Source organism: Kineococcus lubricus, from assembly GCF_050871965.1.
Classification (GTDB): domain Bacteria; phylum Actinomycetota; class Actinomycetes; order Actinomycetales; family Kineococcaceae; genus Kineococcus.
The window spans coordinates 55,942-70,051 of sequence record NZ_JBJLSK010000002.1; the positions used below are offsets into that span (position 1 = coordinate 55,942).

18 protein-coding genes are annotated in these 14,110 nt (G+C 76.4%); 13 read left to right on the top strand and 5 right to left on the bottom strand.

Annotation, left to right across the window (positions count from 1 at the left end; translation table 11 throughout):
* Positions 1–57 precede the first annotated feature (57 nt).
* Entirely contained in the window at positions 58–879 is an 822-nt protein-coding gene (locus ACRYRX_RS01535; protein WP_432510029.1) for an NAD(P)H-dependent oxidoreductase, read from the top strand.
* A 98-nt stretch (positions 880–977) separates the two neighbouring features.
* Here the strand turns inward: ACRYRX_RS01535 and ACRYRX_RS01540 are convergent, their stop codons facing one another.
* A complete protein-coding gene (locus ACRYRX_RS01540) occupies positions 978–1,847 on the bottom strand; it encodes a patatin-like phospholipase family protein (RefSeq protein WP_432510245.1) in 870 nt (289 codons plus the stop codon).
* Positions 1,848–2,346: 499 nt separating this feature from the next.
* On the opposite strand from ACRYRX_RS01540, the gene ACRYRX_RS01545 reads away from it, so the two are divergent.
* The 6 genes from ACRYRX_RS01545 to ACRYRX_RS01570 are packed head-to-tail and all read left to right on the top strand — an operon-like array spanning position 2,347 to position 7,209.
* A complete protein-coding gene (locus ACRYRX_RS01545) occupies positions 2,347–3,261 on the top strand; it encodes an ATP-binding cassette domain-containing protein (protein ID WP_432510030.1) in 915 nt (304 codons plus the stop codon).
* Complete coding sequence (locus ACRYRX_RS01550; RefSeq protein WP_432510031.1) at positions 3,258–4,079, top strand: hypothetical protein; 822 nt, start codon at positions 3,258–3,260, stop codon at positions 4,077–4,079. Before ACRYRX_RS01545 ends, ACRYRX_RS01550 begins: the two co-directional genes overlap by 4 nt.
* Complete coding sequence (locus tag ACRYRX_RS01555) at positions 4,066–4,848, top strand: hypothetical protein (protein ID WP_432510032.1); 783 nt, start codon at positions 4,066–4,068, stop codon at positions 4,846–4,848. Before ACRYRX_RS01550 ends, ACRYRX_RS01555 begins: the two co-directional genes overlap by 14 nt.
* 19 nt (positions 4,849–4,867) lie before the next feature.
* Positions 4,868–6,238, top strand: coding sequence for a sensor histidine kinase (locus tag ACRYRX_RS01560; protein WP_432510033.1), 1,371 nt, complete (start codon positions 4,868–4,870; stop codon positions 6,236–6,238).
* The gene (locus tag ACRYRX_RS01565) at positions 6,235–6,915 is read left to right on the top strand and encodes a response regulator (RefSeq protein WP_432510034.1); all 681 of its coding nucleotides are present in this window, start codon (positions 6,235–6,237) and stop codon (positions 6,913–6,915) included. Before ACRYRX_RS01560 ends, ACRYRX_RS01565 begins: the two co-directional genes overlap by 4 nt.
* A gap of 51 nt (positions 6,916–6,966) precedes the next feature.
* Positions 6,967–7,209: a hypothetical protein gene (locus ACRYRX_RS01570; RefSeq protein WP_432510035.1), complete on the top strand. Its 243-nt coding sequence runs from the start codon at positions 6,967–6,969 to the stop codon at positions 7,207–7,209.
* Between the two features lie 6 nt (positions 7,210–7,215).
* On the opposite strand, the gene ACRYRX_RS01575 is transcribed toward ACRYRX_RS01570, so the two are convergent.
* Both ACRYRX_RS01575 and ACRYRX_RS01580 read right to left on the bottom strand, forming a co-directional pair.
* The gene (locus tag ACRYRX_RS01575; RefSeq protein WP_432510036.1) at positions 7,216–7,983 is read right to left on the bottom strand and encodes an ANTAR domain-containing protein; all 768 of its coding nucleotides are present in this window, start codon (positions 7,981–7,983) and stop codon (positions 7,216–7,218) included.
* Positions 7,984–8,274: 291 nt separating this feature from the next.
* Positions 8,275–8,904, bottom strand: a complete 630-nt coding sequence (locus ACRYRX_RS01580) for a maleylpyruvate isomerase family mycothiol-dependent enzyme (protein ID WP_432510037.1) — start codon at positions 8,902–8,904, stop codon at positions 8,275–8,277.
* Positions 8,905–8,993: 89 nt separating this feature from the next.
* Here ACRYRX_RS01580 and ACRYRX_RS01585 point away from each other — a divergent pair, with 89 nt between their 5' ends.
* Entirely contained in the window at positions 8,994–9,707 is a 714-nt protein-coding gene (locus ACRYRX_RS01585) for a hypothetical protein (RefSeq protein WP_432510038.1), read from the top strand.
* A gap of 34 nt (positions 9,708–9,741) precedes the next feature.
* On the opposite strand, the gene ACRYRX_RS01590 is transcribed toward ACRYRX_RS01585, so the two are convergent.
* Positions 9,742–10,620 (bottom strand): hypothetical protein, encoded by an 879-nt coding sequence (locus tag ACRYRX_RS01590; RefSeq protein WP_432510039.1) that lies wholly within the window; start codon positions 10,618–10,620, stop codon positions 9,742–9,744.
* Positions 10,621–10,728: 108 nt separating this feature from the next.
* On the opposite strand from ACRYRX_RS01590, the gene ACRYRX_RS01595 reads away from it, so the two are divergent.
* Both ACRYRX_RS01595 and ACRYRX_RS01600 read left to right on the top strand, forming a co-directional pair.
* Positions 10,729–11,166: a hypothetical protein gene (locus tag ACRYRX_RS01595; protein WP_432510040.1), complete on the top strand. Its 438-nt coding sequence runs from the start codon at positions 10,729–10,731 to the stop codon at positions 11,164–11,166.
* Between the two features lie 97 nt (positions 11,167–11,263).
* Positions 11,264–11,650 (top strand): nuclear transport factor 2 family protein, encoded by a 387-nt coding sequence (locus ACRYRX_RS01600; protein WP_432510246.1) that lies wholly within the window; start codon positions 11,264–11,266, stop codon positions 11,648–11,650.
* 20 nt (positions 11,651–11,670) lie between these two features.
* Here the strand turns inward: ACRYRX_RS01600 and ACRYRX_RS01605 are convergent, their stop codons facing one another.
* Positions 11,671–12,270: a GrpB family protein gene (locus tag ACRYRX_RS01605; protein ID WP_432510041.1), complete on the bottom strand. Its 600-nt coding sequence runs from the start codon at positions 12,268–12,270 to the stop codon at positions 11,671–11,673.
* Positions 12,271–12,366: 96 nt separating this feature from the next.
* On the opposite strand from ACRYRX_RS01605, the gene ACRYRX_RS01610 reads away from it, so the two are divergent.
* The 3 genes from ACRYRX_RS01610 to ACRYRX_RS01620 all read left to right on the top strand — a co-directional run bounded on the left by ACRYRX_RS01610 (position 12,367) and on the right by ACRYRX_RS01620 (position 14,110).
* On the top strand, positions 12,367–12,783 hold the full coding sequence (locus tag ACRYRX_RS01610) for a hypothetical protein (protein WP_432510042.1): 417 nt from the start codon (positions 12,367–12,369) through the stop codon (positions 12,781–12,783).
* A gap of 66 nt (positions 12,784–12,849) precedes the next feature.
* Positions 12,850–13,815 (top strand): phosphotransferase family protein, encoded by a 966-nt coding sequence (locus ACRYRX_RS01615; RefSeq protein ID WP_432510043.1) that lies wholly within the window; start codon positions 12,850–12,852, stop codon positions 13,813–13,815.
* 73 nt (positions 13,816–13,888) lie between these two features.
* On the top strand, positions 13,889–14,110 hold the full coding sequence (locus ACRYRX_RS01620) for a DUF4287 domain-containing protein (protein ID WP_432510044.1): 222 nt from the start codon (positions 13,889–13,891) through the stop codon (positions 14,108–14,110).

Consider the following 14,110-nt stretch of genomic DNA (forward strand, 5'->3'; position numbering starts at 1 on the left):
AGGTCCACCGGCGTCCCACTCATGGATCCGTCCAGCGCCGCCGCGTGGGATGGACCCGTGAACGCCAGCACCGACCCCCGCGCGCCCATCGCGCACCCGCCGACCCCGGGGACGGCCCTGTGGGTGCACGCCCACCCCAGCCCCACCTCCCTCAACGGCCGCCTCTTCCGGGAAGGCGTTCGGGCCCTGTCCGCCCACCGCGACGTGGCGACCTCCGACCTGTACGCCCAGGGTTTCGACCCCGTCCTGCACCCGCGCGACCTCGGCCCCGGCGGCGACCGGCCCGGGAACCTCGCCGAACTCCTCGGCGAGGCGCACGCCCGCGGGGAACTGCCGGACGACGTGGTCCGGGAACAGGCGGAGCTCGCCCGGGCCGAACTGCTCGTCCTGCAGTTCCCGCTGTGGTGGTACGGGCCCCCGGCCATCCTCAAGGGCTGGTTCGACCGCGTCCTCACCGGCGGTTTCGCCTTCGGCGACCTCGACCCCGACCTCGGCGTGCCGCGGCGGTACGGCGACGGCGGCCTCGGCGGGCGCCGGGCGCTCGTGGTCGTGACCGCCGGCGAGGACGAGCGCTCCATCGGGCCGCGCGGCATCAGCGGGGACCTGGAGTCCCTGCTGTTCCCCCTCACCCACGGCGTGCTCTGGTACGTCGGCGTCGAGACCCTCGACCTGCACGTCGTCCACGACGCCGACACCCTCGGGGCCGAGGGCGTCGACCGCGAGGTCGAGCGGCTGACGCGGAGGCTGCGCACCCTCGACACCGAGACGGTCCGCCCGTTCCGCCGCCTGCGCGACGGCGACTACCGCGGGACCCGCACGTTGCGCGCCGACCTCGCGCCGGGGCGCACCGACCTCGGCATCCACCGGCTCACGACCTGATCGCGCCCACGGGCCCGGGGGTGGTGCCGGGATCGTCGGGGCGGTGCCGCCCCTCCCCGCTGCGACCGGGACGCTGACCCCACCGAGGCGGCACTCCTTCACGCGCCGAGCACGGGAGCGGCGGGGGCGTTGGCCGATCCGGCGACGTAGCGGCCGAACGGTTCCCCGTAGACGCCCGGGCCGTCGACGTGCAGCTGCGCGAGGAAGGCGTCGGCGCGTTCGCGAGCGTCGTGCACCAGTGCCGCGGTCTCGTCGAAGGAGGTCGGGTTGACGCGTCGGGCACCCGGCGCGGGGAGGCACACCACGGGGATGCGGGCCGCCACGGCCGGTAGGGCGGCGGTGAGCTGAGCGCGCAGCTGGACCTGGGCCACCCGGGCCAGGATGCTGCTGATGCTGAGGCCCCCGGGCGCCACGGGCGCTGGGACGGTCGCGTCGAGGACCACCAGCGAGCCGGCCCCGCGTGCGGCCGCGTGCCTGACCGGCACGTTGGCCACCACGCCGCCGTCCACGAGGGTCCTGCCCCCGACGTGGACGGCGGGGAAGACGCCCGGGATCGCCGCCGAGGCCAGCAACGCCGGGACCAGCGGGCCGGAGTCCAGCACGTGCTCGTCCCCCGTGGCCAGGTCCAGGGCCAGGACCGCCAGCGGCGTCCCCAGGCCCTCGAAGGTGTCCGCGTTCAAGGTGCTCAGGACCAGGGCCTCCAGAGCCTTGGAGCTGACGGCGTGCGTGCGCGAACGGCCCAGCCGCAGCACGGCCCCGAGGAGGCTGCCGGGGAACACGCTGTCCCGGGTCAGGTCCCTCCACATCGAGGCGAGCAGCGCGGGACCCTCGTCGGGGTGAGCGGCCAGGACCGCTCCGTTCAACGCCCCGACCGAGGTCCCGGTGATCTGGTCGGGGCGGACGTGGTGCTCGTGCAGGGCCGAGACCATGCCGACCTGGACGGCGCCGCGACTGCCCCCTCCACCCATCACGAAACCCACCGGTCCCGGGAGGCGGATCCCCCGGCGGACCGGCCGGCCCGCGGGTGCGGGGCCCGTCACCGCGGTGGCTCCGTCACGGCAGGAGCCCGGTCCGGCGGCGAGCGGTGCGTCCGGGCCTCGGGACCGGCCGGTGATCGGGGGTGGGGTCGGTCGGTGGACCGTCGCCGGCGGAGGTCCCGGCCTCGGCGACGACCTCGTCGGCCCGGGCCACGTCCGCTGCGGTCACGATCGGTCAACCATGCTCACACCGTAGAGGCCGTGGGAGCGGCCGGCACCTCCGCTGACGTCGGGCGGGAGGTCCCGGTCACGGGGTTCGGGGTTCGCGTCCACCCCGCCGCGGTGGGCCGCCGGCCCACCCGCCCTCCTCCTCGAGGAGGAGGCCCGGCCGGTCCCCGTCTCGTCCTCGCGCAGGTGATGGCGCGGCGCGCGCGTCCCTAGCGTCGACGGCGACGGGCCACGAGGCCGTCACGGCGCACGAGGAGGACGCATGATCACGGCGGAGGGCCTGACGAAGCGCTACGGGGCGACGACGGCCGTGGACGGGTTGTCGTTCACCGCGCAACCCGGGCAGGTGACGGGGTTCCTGGGCCCCAACGGCGCGGGGAAGTCCACGACCATGCGCCTGGTCCTGGGGCTGGAACGCCCCACGGCCGGGACGGTCACCGTCGACGGCCGCCGGTACGCCGACCTGCCCGCGCCGCTGCACGCGCTCGGCGCGATGCTCGACGCCCGGTCGGTGCACCCGGGCCGCACCGCCTTCCGCCACCTGCTGGCGCTGGCCCGCACCCACGGCATCCCGCGTTCACGGGTCGACGAGGTCATCGGGATGACCGGGCTGGACGAGGTCGCCGGCCGCCGGGTGAAGGGTTTCTCGCTCGGCATGGGGCAGCGGCTCGGGATCGCGGGCGCGCTCCTGGGCGACCCCGGCACGCTGGTGCTCGACGAACCGGTCAACGGCCTCGACCCCGACGGGGTGCTGTGGGTGCGCGGGCTGGTGCGGGACCTGGCCGCGCAGGGCCGCACGGTGTTCCTGTCCTCCCACCTCATGCACGAGCTCGCGCTGTGCGCCGACCGGGTCGTGGTCGTCGGCCGCGGCCGGTTGCTGGCCGACGCCCCGGTCGCCGAACTCCTGCAGCGGTCCGCGAGCGCCGGCCGGGTGCGGGTGCGCACGACGGGGCCGGACGTCCTCGCGGAGGCGTTGCGGCGGGCCGGGGCGGACGTCGACCCGCAGCGGGACGGTGCGCTGCTGGTGCGCGGGACGAGCGTGGAGGGCGTGGGTTCGGCGGCGAGCCGGGCGGGGGTGACGGTCCTGGAACTGGCGGCCGAGGAAGTTTCCCTGGAGGAGGCGTACCTGGAACTCACGGCCGGTTCGGTGGAGTTCCGGGCGGGGGGTGCGCGGTGAACCCGGCGTTCGGGCGGGTCGTGGCCGCGGAGTGGACGAAACTCCTGGGTCTGCGGTCCTCGATCGCCGTCGCGGTCGTCACGGTGGTGGTGACGGGGGGCCTGACGCACCTGTTCGCGAGCGCCGCGTCGGGCGACCCGGGGTTCGTGCCGACGCGGAACCTGACGGACGCGTTGCCGTTGAGCTTCATCGGGCCGCTGGTCCTGGGGGTCCTGGTGGGTGCCGGGGAGTTCAGCACGGGCACGTTCCGCTCGACGTTCGCGGCGGTGCCGCGGCGGTGGCCGGTGCTGGCCGCGCAGGCCGTCGTGACGGCGGGTTTCGTGCTGGCGGTGTCGGTGGCGACGGTGGGGGCGGCGGTGCTGGGGATCCTGCCGGCGGCGGCGTCGCGGGACGTGACGCCCGACCTGCTGGGCGGGGGGACCGCGCAGGTGCTGCTGGGGTCGGCCGGGTACCTGGTGGGGACGGCGCTGCTGGGCCTGGCGCTGGGGGCGCTGCTGCGGCGGCCGGTGCCGGCGCTGGTCACGGCGTTCGGGGTGCTGCTGGTCCTGCCGCTGCTGCTGTCCCTGGTGGTGGACTTCGCGGCGGGCCCGCCGGTGGGGCTGGCCCCCGGCGACGTGCCGGCGTCGACGGCGCTGGTGAACACGGTGACGACGTTCACGCCGGTGGAGGCGGGGTCGGCGCTGGTGCTCCCCGGCGGGGGCGGGCTGGACGGCGCGCCGGACCTGGGGTGGGCGGGGTCGGCGCTGGTCCTGGCGGTCTGGGTGGCGGTGCCGCTGGCGGTGGCCGCGCACCGGTTGCGCCGTCGTGACCTGGTCTGAGGCGGGCCCGCGGGTGGTGGCGCCGTCGCGGGTGCTGGCCGGGGAGTGGACGAAGCTCGCGGGGCTGCCGTGGCCGGGGTGGCTGGTGACCGGGACGGTCGCCGCGGCGGTGACGCTGACGGCGGTGTCGGCGCTGTTCGCGGGGGCGGGGGGTGCGGGGGTCGCCGTGGTGGGGTCGGGGAGCGTGCCCGCCCAGCTGGGGGTGCTGGTCCTGGGGGTGCTGGTGGGGGCCGGGGAGTTCAGCACGGGGACGGCCCTGACGACGTTCGCGGCGGTGCCGCGCCGGTGGCCGGTGCTGGTGGCGCAGGTGGTGGTGACGGCGGCCGTCGCGCTGGCGACGGGGGCCGTCGCGTTCGGCGCGTCGGTGCTGGTGACGGCCGGGCTGGGCCCGGCGTGGGGCGCCGCCGACGCGGGGGCGCTGCGCGCGGCGGCCGGGTACGTGCTGCTGCTGACGGGGGTGGCGGTGCTGGGGCTGGGGCTGGGGGCGCTGCTGCGGCGGCCGGCGGCGGCGCTGACGACGGGGGTGGTGCTGCTCGTGGTGGCCGACGGGTTCCTGGCGGCGAACCCGGGCCGGGTCGCGGACACCGTCCGGGCCGCGCTGCCGGGCAGCGGGGGGCGCCTGGTCGCCGACGACTCCGGGCTCGCGGCGCTGGCCGCCGGGCCCGGCCCGGACCTGGGCGCCGGCGGCGGCGGGCTGGTCCTGGCCGCGTGGTGCGCCGGGACGCTCCTGCTCGCCGGGTACCGGTTGTGCCGCCGTGACGTCACCTGAGCGGTGGGACAGTGGGGTCGTGACCACGTCGCGCGCGGGTGGCCCGCCGGGCTCCACGGCCCCGCCCGTGCAGCGGCGGACCGCCGTCGGCCGGTTCCTGGCTGCCCACCCGTGGGTGGCGCCCGCGGCGCCGGTCCCGGTGGTGCTGCTGCTGGGGGTCGCCACCGCGGCCCTGGCCTCGGAGACGCTGCGGGGGGTCGCGGCCCTGGGCCTGTCCCTGCCCGGTGCCCCCGTGCACGACGTGCTGGTGCCGGCGTGGCTGGCCGGGGCGGTGCTGGGGGCGGTGGTCCTGGTCGCGCGGCGGTGGCGGCCGCTGGCGGTGACGGCGGTGCTGACCGTGCTGGCGGTCCTGTCGCTGCGGGTGGCCGGTGTCCTGGGGGTCCTGGGTCTCTGCCTGGCGTGGGCGCTGCGGGCCGTGGCCGCCCGGCACGGCACCCGCACCGCGTGGCTGACCGGCGCGTCCGTCCTGGTCGTGGTGACCGTCGCCGTGTGGTGGTGGCAGGACGTCGGTCTCGCCGAGGTCCTGCTGTGGAGCGACGAGGTCCCGCGCCGCGACGGCCCGGTCCGGCAGCCGACCGAGCTCGACGCCTCCGGGGGGCGCCGGTCGTGGACGGTGCTGCTGCTGCTGACGCTGCTCGTGCTGGGCGGGGTGACCGGCGCCGGGGTGCGGGCCCGCCGCCGGCACGAGCACGACCTCGCCGAGCGGTACGCGGCGCTGGCCCGCGAGCGCGACGCGAGCGCGGCCCTGGCCCGGTCGGCCGAGCGGGCCCGGATCGCGCGGGAGGTGCACGACGTCGTCGCGCACAGCGTGTCGGTGATGGTGGCCCTGTCCGACGGGGCGGCCTCGGCCCTGGACCGCGCCCCCGACGCCTCCCGCCGGGCCCTGGCCGAGTTGTCCCGGACGGGCCGGGAGGCGTTGCAGGACATGCGCGGCGTCCTGGGGACGCTGGGCGCGGAGGACACCGCGGCGGGCGGGCCGGCGGCGCCGACGGAGACGGACCTGCGCGCGGTCGTCGACCGCTTCCGGGCCGCCGGGCTGCCGTTGACGACCAGCGGCCTGGACACGCCGCTGCCGCCGGACACCGCGCTGCGCCTGGCCGTGGTGCGCATCGTGTCCGAGGGCCTGACGAACGTGCTGCGGCACGCGCCGGGCACCCCGGCGGCGGGAGTGGCGCTGCGCCGCACCGGGACCGTCGTGGAGGTCGAGGTCGTCGACGCCGGCGGCACCCGCGCGGGCAGCGGCGGCGGGGCCCACCGCGGTCTGGTCGGGATGCGCGAGCGGGCCGGCCTGCTCGGCGGCCACGTCGAGGCCGGGCCCGGCGACGGCGGCGGCTGGCGGGTGCGGGTGGTGCTGCCCGCCGGGGACGGGGACGAGGGGGGCCGCGCGTGACGACCGTGCTGCTCGTGGACGACCAGGCGTTGCTGCGCATGGGTTTCCGGCTGGTCATCGAGTCCGAGCCGGACCTGGAGGTCGTCGGGGAGGCCTCCGACGGGGCCGTCGCGCTGGAGCAGGTCCGCGCGCTGGCCCCGGACGTCGTCCTCATGGACATCCGGATGCCGGGGGTGGACGGCATCGAGGCCACCGGCCGCATCACCGCCGAGCACCCCGCCTCGAAGGTGCTGGTCCTGACCACGTTCGACGTCGACGAGTACGCCTTCGCCGCGCTGCGGGCCGGGGCCAGCGGGTTCCTCGTCAAGAGCGCCGAACCCGGCGAGCTCGTGGGGGCGATCCGCACCGTCGCCGCGGGCAGTTCCGTCGTGGCGCCCCGGGTGGTGCGGCGCATGCTCGACCTGTTCGCCCCGCACTTCCCGACCGCCGCCGACGGACCGCGTCCCGACGGCCTGGACCCGCGGCTGCGGTCGTTGACCCCCCGCGAGCTGGACGTCCTGCGCTGCATCGCCGAGGGGCTGTCGAACGCCGAGACCGCCGAGCGCCTCGTGCTGTCCGCGACCACCGTGAAGACGCACGTCGGGAACGTCCTGGCCAAGCTGGGGCTGCGCGACCGCGTCCAGGCGGTCATCGCCGCGTACGAGTTCGGGCTCGTCGAGCGCGGCGGGCCGCGGTGAGCAGTCGTGTCCCTGTCGCCGACGGGCCGGTCGAGGGTCCACGCTGAGGTCATGTCGGACGACCTGCTCGCCAACCCGGGCAACTTCCCCGAGCTGATGCTGCTGCCGCACCTGGACGACGAGTGGACCGAGGTCCGGCTCGGGCGGCGCAGCGACGGGGCGTGGGAGGTCTACGTGACGATCCGGGTGGACGACGGGTACCGCAGCGAGGCGGCCGCCCAGGCCGTCGCCGACCACTACCGGGAGAACCTGGAGGCGTACGTGGAGCAGCGCCGCCGGCGACGCCTGCGCTGACGGGGTTCAGCCCCGGCCGGCGCGCGCGACGATCTCCGCCGCGATGTCCCGCAGCTTGCGGTTGGCGTGCTGGGACTGCCGGGCCAGGTGCGAGAACGCCTCCTCCGGGGTGCAGTGCAGGCTCGCCACCAGCACCCCCTTGGCCTGCTCGATCACCGCCCGCGACTGCATCGCGAGCTGCAGGTTCGCGCTCAGCGCCATCGAGGAGGCGTAGAGGGAGTGGTTGGCCAGCGCGACCGCGGCGTAGGCGGCGAACGTCTGCAGCGTGTTCACCGCGTCCTCGTCCAGGACGCCGGTGTCGAAGCGGTAGACGTTGATGCCGCCCAGGATGCGCTGCGGCATCGGCATGCCCACCGAGACGGAGCTGCGCACGCCCTGACGGGCCGCGACCGCGGCGAAGTCGGGGTAGACGTCCTCGGCGGCGGTGTCGTCGACCCGCACGACCTGCCCGGTCTGGGCGGCGTCGATGCACGGGCCGAAACCGCCCTCGTACTGCCGCTCGTCCAGGCTGGCGGCCAGGGAACCGGTGAAGGCGGCCGAGCGGGCCCGGTCGTTCTCCAGCAGGGTCACCGACACCTCCTCCGCGCCGGGCACGCACTCCTGGGCGAGCTGCGCCACCCGGGCGAGGACCTGGCTCAGCGGGGTCTCCCCCACCACCAGGGTGCTCAGCTCGGCGAACGCCGCCTGCGGGTCCATCAGCTCCCCCGGCGGCGGCGGGGTCGGCGTGCTCGGCGCGGCGGGCAGCGGGGCTTGAGGTTCGGGGTTCTGGGACACGGGTGGTCTCCTCGTCGTTCACGGCGGAACACGAGGTCCACGCGCTCCGCAGGCGGTTCCCGCCGCTGCAGGAGCGGTGACGGAACCTGCGAGAGCTGTGGGTCCAACCCGGGCCGTGACGCCTCCCGCCTGGCTGGTGGAGGCGCGCCACGGTGGCGCAGTGCCTACAGCCCAGTCCCCGGCGCGCGCTGCCGACGCCGACGGTGAGGACCCGTGGGCGACGCGGCACGGCGGGTCCGCACCGCCCCGGCCCCGCCCCGGCACCGAGCCGATCCGCCCAGCCCGGCGTCCTCAGCCCGGCGCGATCCGGTGGCGCAGGACGGGGACGCCGTCACCGCTGAGGGAGTCCAGCACCGCACCCCGCCCGGTGGTGGCCAGCAGCAGTTCCTGAGCGGTGCCGCGGACCACCGGCCCGCTGCCGTGGGCGAAGCCGACGTCGTCGGCTTCGAGGCGCAGACCCGTCAACGCGCCCCGGGGGACCAGTCCCGCCGGAGCGGTCACCAGGAACCCCAGCGCCTCCCGCAGCCGTGGTGCGGGGACGTCGCGGTGCAGGCCCAGCGGCCGGCGGATGTCGAGGCCGTGGACCAGCACGTCGACCAGCGGCGCCTCGGGACCCGCCCCCGGTGGGGTGAACCGGGAACCGGCCCCGCGGGCCAGGACCTGCACGAGTTCGTCGAAGGGGCGTCGCGCCAGGCGCCGGGTCACCCGCTCGTTGGCCCGGTCGAACCTCCCGCCGGCGGCGAGCACGGCCAGCACGAACCGGGGGGCGCTCACCTCCAGGGGCACGACCAGGTGGGCGAGGACGTCGTGGACGGTCCAGGCCCGGCACAGGCTCCTCGCGGTCCGCTGCTGCGGGGTCAGGCCGGCGAGCTGCGCGGCCAGGGCCCGCCGCTCGTCGGCGATCTCCTCGAAGACGTCCACGGGCTGATCGTGGCAGCGGACGCCCCACGGCGGGAGGAACTCCCCGCGTGAACCCTCCCGGGCGTGCGGGGCTCGGGCATGCTGGCGCGGTGAGATGGCCCCCGTGGCGACGAGACGCCCCCGCCGGCCCGCCGGCCGGGCTGCCGGACGGTGCGGTGCGGCTGGCGCGACGACTCCCCGACCCCGAGACGCTGCGCGCCCGCGCCCGGGGTCTGGCGGTGCTGGACGCCGTGCTGATCGAGGACCCGGACAGCCGGACCTTCGACGTCGACACCCGCTGGGCCGCGGACGAGGAACTGGCCTCGATGGACGACGGCAGCGGCAACGCCTGGTCGATGACCTCCACCCCGGCCGGGGTGTGGCTGCGCGGTTTCGACCACGAGAGCCCCATGAGCCCGTGGGGCGACGAGCACGACCTCGACTGGCTGGCCGCGGTGCCCGGACCGCTGCGCCCGGCCGCGGCGGAACCGGCCTTCACCGGCGACGGCCTGCCCCTGGTGACCGTGGCGTGCTGGCGACTGCACGACGACGAGGACTGGCACCCGGTGCAGCTGCGCAGTTCCGTCGCCGCGGACACCCCGGACGGCTCGGACTGGCTGTTCGCCGAACTCGAAGGCGACGACGCATCCCACGCCGCCCGCCTGGAGGAGATCCACGAGGTCGAGGTGGATCCGCGGGACGTCGGGCACGTCCTGGCCCTGCGGCCGCTGAGCGAGGAACTGGTGCGCCGGCTCAACCCCGATCGGCGACTGGTGGACCTGGCGGAGGACGTCGCGCGGATCGGCTACCCCGGCCCCACCTGAGCCGTTCCCCCACCGCCGGGCGGTGCAGCAGCGTTCAACGCACCAGGTCGAGATCCTCACACGCCCCGTCCACCACGCGGGCGACGGCGGGGTCGACCACGACGCACGCCGCCTCCTGCCCGCGCACCCGCACCGTGATCAGTCGCGTCCGCTGCCCGGTGGCCTTCGCGACCGGCAGGTCCTCCACCGGGGTGAACCTCAGGTGCTGACCCGCCTGGCCCAGGTCCTCGGACACCCTGCCGAGTTCCTCCCACACCACGGCGGCCGTCAGGTCCCCACCACCCCCGGCCTGCTCCACCGTCTCCGCGGTGCGCTGAGCCAGCCCCGCCGCCCCACCGGCCGCGGCCACTCCCGGCGTGGCGTCCACCGCGAACAGGTCGTACGGCGGTTCCGGGCGGAACGTGACGAACGCCGATCCCGCGACCGCGACGGCACCGGCCGCCGCCACCACCGGCGCGACCCGCCGCGGAACGACCAGCCCCGCGCCCGCGGCCACCGCGGCCACCAGTGCCCCCGCCGGCACCCCGATCAGCGCGAACACGACGAAGATCCCCACCCCCTCGGAGAACCAGCCGGTGAGCACCGCAGCCAGCACCACACCCAGCACCGCGCCCGCCGCGGCGTGGCGGGCCACCAGCACCGCCCCTCGCGCGGTGCCGGTGATCCACCACGACAGCACCGCCCCCACGTACGTGGTGACCACCACGACCAGGGCCCACCAGGCGCCGTCGCGGTCGGTCCCGTCGTCCCCGGTGCTCAGCAGCCCGAACGCCAGGGCGAGCAGCGCCACGACCCCGGCACCGGCCAGACGCCGCCACACCCGCACCGCTCCGGCCCCGAAGGCGTCCGCGCTCCCGGGAGCGGCCGGGCTCCCCGAGCCGTCGGAGTGATCGGGCAGCCGGGTCGCGGTCATGACGACAGTGTTCCGTTCCCTCCGCCACCGTCCCCCGGTGACACGATGATCCCTGCGTCCATCCCGTGCGGATCGACCACCGACGGTTCCGAACCAGGGAGGTCATCGATGACCGCAGACGAGTACCGCCGCCGCTGGGCCGGCACCGTCCGCACCACGATCGTCGGCACGGTGCTCGGCGCGGTCGGGGGCGCCGTCAGCGGGACCTCGGCCCTGCTGGGCGGTGAAGGGTTCTCCACCGGCGCCGCCGCGTTCTACGGCGGCGGGTTCGGCGCGCTGCTCGGCGCCGTCCTCGGCGTGGTCAGCGGCGCCGTCGGGGGCTGCCTGGCCGTGCACCTGGTCCACCGGCACGCCGTGCTGGCGCGGGCGGTGCCGGCGCTGTGCAGCGGGGTCCTGATCGGCGTGGCGACGGCGTGGAGCTCCTCCCCGGGAACGCACCTGCTCGGGTGGGCTGTCCTGGCCGGAGCTGTCGCCTCCGCAGCGGCGTGGGTGAGCTCCCCGTGGTGCCTGCGCCCGCTGCGACAGCCCGGCTGCACCACTCCCTGAACGGTTCACCTGCTGCGGGCACCAGGTGACCACTCGACGGCACCGGAACCCTCCCCCCACCGCCGGCAGCGCGAGGATCATGGGGTTCGTGGCCAGCCTGGATCCCGACGCGCCCACCGACCCCGACCTGCTCCACGTCCTGGGAGAACTCCAGGCGCGCGAGCCCCTCTTCCACCGGCCCGAGCTGGGGACCAGCGCCGAGGACCTCGAGGAGCAGATGAGCCCCGGCTTCTTCGAGGTCGGCGCCTCGGGCCGCCGCTACAGCCGCTCCCACGTCCGGGAAACCCTGCTGGAACGCTACGCCGCCGGCGGCGAGGACCCGTGGGAGACGTCGTGCTTCCACTGCCGGCGGCTCGGCCCGGACACCTACCTGCTGACCTACGTGCTGCGCCAGGAGCAGCGGGTGACGCGGCGGGTGACGGTCTGGCGGCGCAGCGGGCGGAACTGGCAGGTGGTGTACCACCAGGGCACACCGGTCACCTGACCACCGGAGCGACCTCGCGGTCATCTCGCGCGGCGGCGGCCCCAGGCCTCGAACTGCTCCTGCACCTCGTCGAAGAACCCGGTCTTCGCGCGGGTGTGGTCGTCGTGGTCGGCGTCGCCGGCGTGGTCCGCCGCCACCCGGGCCTTGAAGGAGGCGTAGCGGTCGCGGGCGTCGGGGTGGGCGCGCAGCCAGTCGCGGAACCAGAGGGTGTGGCGGCCCCAGGGTGAGGCGGCGAGCCGGACGTGCAGGATCGCGGCTCCCGGCCCGTCGACGTCGTGGACGAACAGCCGTTCGCGCCAGACCTCGTCGGGGACCTGCTCGGAGCCGCGGGGGACGTCGCGGTGGACGCCCGGTGAGTCGGGCCGTGCTCCGGTCGTGGGGACGAAACCGGCCGCGGCCAGCGCCGGGTCCAGGAGTTCCGGCGGCGGCAGTTCGCCGACGAGGACCTGGAGGTCGACGTACGCCTTGGCCGTCAGGCCCGGCACGGAGGTGGAGCCGATGTGCTCGAACGACTGCGCCACGCCCAGCGGCTCCACCGCGCGTTCGACCGCGGTCAGCAACCGAGCTGCGCGCCCGGGCCAGGTGGGGTCGTAGGGCCGCAGCACAGCAGGTCCAGGCACGGGTAGGACCGTAGCGGGAGCGGTGTCCACGGCTCGTCAGCGCGCAGCTTCGACGGGAAGTGCCCCGCCCTCGCCCGTCCGCCGTACGGTGGAGGCGTGTCCACCGGTCGCAGGCCCAGCGCGCGCGCAGCTGTCCTGACCGCGGCCGCCGCCGGGCTGCTGGTCGCCGCCTGCTCCGGTCCCCGCGACGACGGTTCCTCCCTCGTCACCGACGGCACCCGTCACCGTTCCAGCCCCGCCAACGCCGGCTCGATCACCGTGTCCCTGCCCGAGGAGCCGGCCGAGCCGTGGTGCCTGCTCGACGGTGACGCGCTGATCGTGTGGCCCAGGGGCAGCACCTACGACGTCGAGGCCGGTGAGGTCCGCAGCGAGTCCGGTCGCCTGCTGGGGAAGGTCGGCGAGAGCGTCGAGGGGGGCGGGATGGTCGGGGAGCCGCCGTCGTCGGACACGCTGGACGACGTCGACTGGGCCGGGTGCACCCCCACGGAGACGGTGCTGCACCAGTACGGCTGATGCCGCGCGCGGGACCGGGCGGGAAAACCCGTGGTCGGGGTGCGCCCCGCCCGGCAGGCTCGGGGTGTGGCCCTCCCGGACCGACTGCCCGCGGTGGCGGACGAGGACGCCTCCCGCGCCGTCGTCGGCGACGAGGCGGTGCTGCGCCCCGGCGTCGACGCCCTCGCCCGGACGCTGGGCCTGCGCCCGGAGCGGTTGCGGCGGCTGCCGAACGGGTCGCTGCCCGTCTACGCCGACGACCGCCTCGTCCTCAAGCTCTTCCCGCCCCCCGACGCGGGCGGGGCCCGCGTGGAGGCCGCGGCGCTGCGGGCGGTGACCGGGCGGCTGCCCGTCCCGAGTCCCGCCGTGCACGCCGACGGCACCCACGACGACTGGCGCTACGTCCTGATGGACCGGCTCCCGGGGCAGGACCTGTCCACGGTGTGGGCGGACCTGGCCCGCCGGGACCGCCGGCGGCTGGCGGGGCAGGCCGGTGCCCTGTGCCGGGCGCTGCACCAGGTGGACCCGCCGGCGGTCGAGGACTGGTGGCCGCAGGACTGGGGGGCCTTCGTGGACGACCAGCGGGCCACCGCGCGCGAGCGCCACGGCCGGTGGGGCCTGCCGCGACCGTGGCTGGAGCAGGTCGACGGTTTCCTCGACCGGACGCCCCTGCCGCCCGGGCCGCGGGTGCTGCTGCACACCGAGGTCATGCCCGCGAACCTGCTCGCGGCGCCGGACGCGGACGGGCGGTGGTCGCTGTCCGGGGTGTGCGACTTCGAACCGGCGATGCGCGGTCACGCCGAGTACGACCTCGTCGCGGTCGCGGTGTTCATGGCCGGCGGCGACCCCACCGTCCTGCGGGAGGCGCTGACCGCCTACGGCTGCGAGGCGGCCGGGCTCGACGAGGACCTGAGCCGCCGGCTGCTGGCGTGGACCCTGCTGCACCGCTTCGGGAACGTGGCCGCCTTCTTCGCGTTCCTGCCGCCGCCGCCCACGCCCACCTGGTCCGCGCTGGCCCGGGCCTGGTTCGGCGTGACCTTCGGGGACCGGTGAGCCGGCGATGAGTTCGCGGGCTCCGGGCGGTCCGACCGTCGACGGCACCACCCACCCACCGCAGGAGGACCTCGTGGCTCAGACCGTGAAGGGACCGGCGTCCTACTTCCCCTCCATCGAGGCGAAGTACGGGCACCCGATCGCGCACTGGCAGCAGCTGCTGCGCGAGCGCCGCGGCCAGCACCCCGGAGCCCGGCACGTGGAGCTGGTGAGCTGGCTCGAGGAGGAGCACGGCCTCGGTCACGGCCACGCCAACGCGCTGGTGGCGGCGACCGCGGCGCAGGACCAGCCCTGA

Excerpts from the sequence above, each read along its gene's own strand:
- ACRYRX_RS01540 (WP_432510245.1), bottom strand. The coding sequence starts at position 1,847 with ATGGGTGGAGGGGGCAGTCGCGGCGCCGTCCAGGTCGGCATGGTCTCG.
- ACRYRX_RS01545 (WP_432510030.1), top strand. The coding sequence starts at position 2,347 with ATGATCACGGCGGAGGGCCTGACGAAGCGCTACGGGGCGACGACGGCC.
- ACRYRX_RS01570 (WP_432510035.1), top strand. The coding sequence starts at position 6,967 with ATGTCGGACGACCTGCTCGCCAACCCGGGCAACTTCCCCGAGCTGATG.
- ACRYRX_RS01590 (WP_432510039.1), bottom strand. The coding sequence starts at position 10,620 with ATGACCGCGACCCGGCTGCCCGATCACTCCGACGGCTCGGGGAGCCCG.
- ACRYRX_RS01595 (WP_432510040.1), top strand. The coding sequence starts at position 10,729 with ATGACCGCAGACGAGTACCGCCGCCGCTGGGCCGGCACCGTCCGCACC.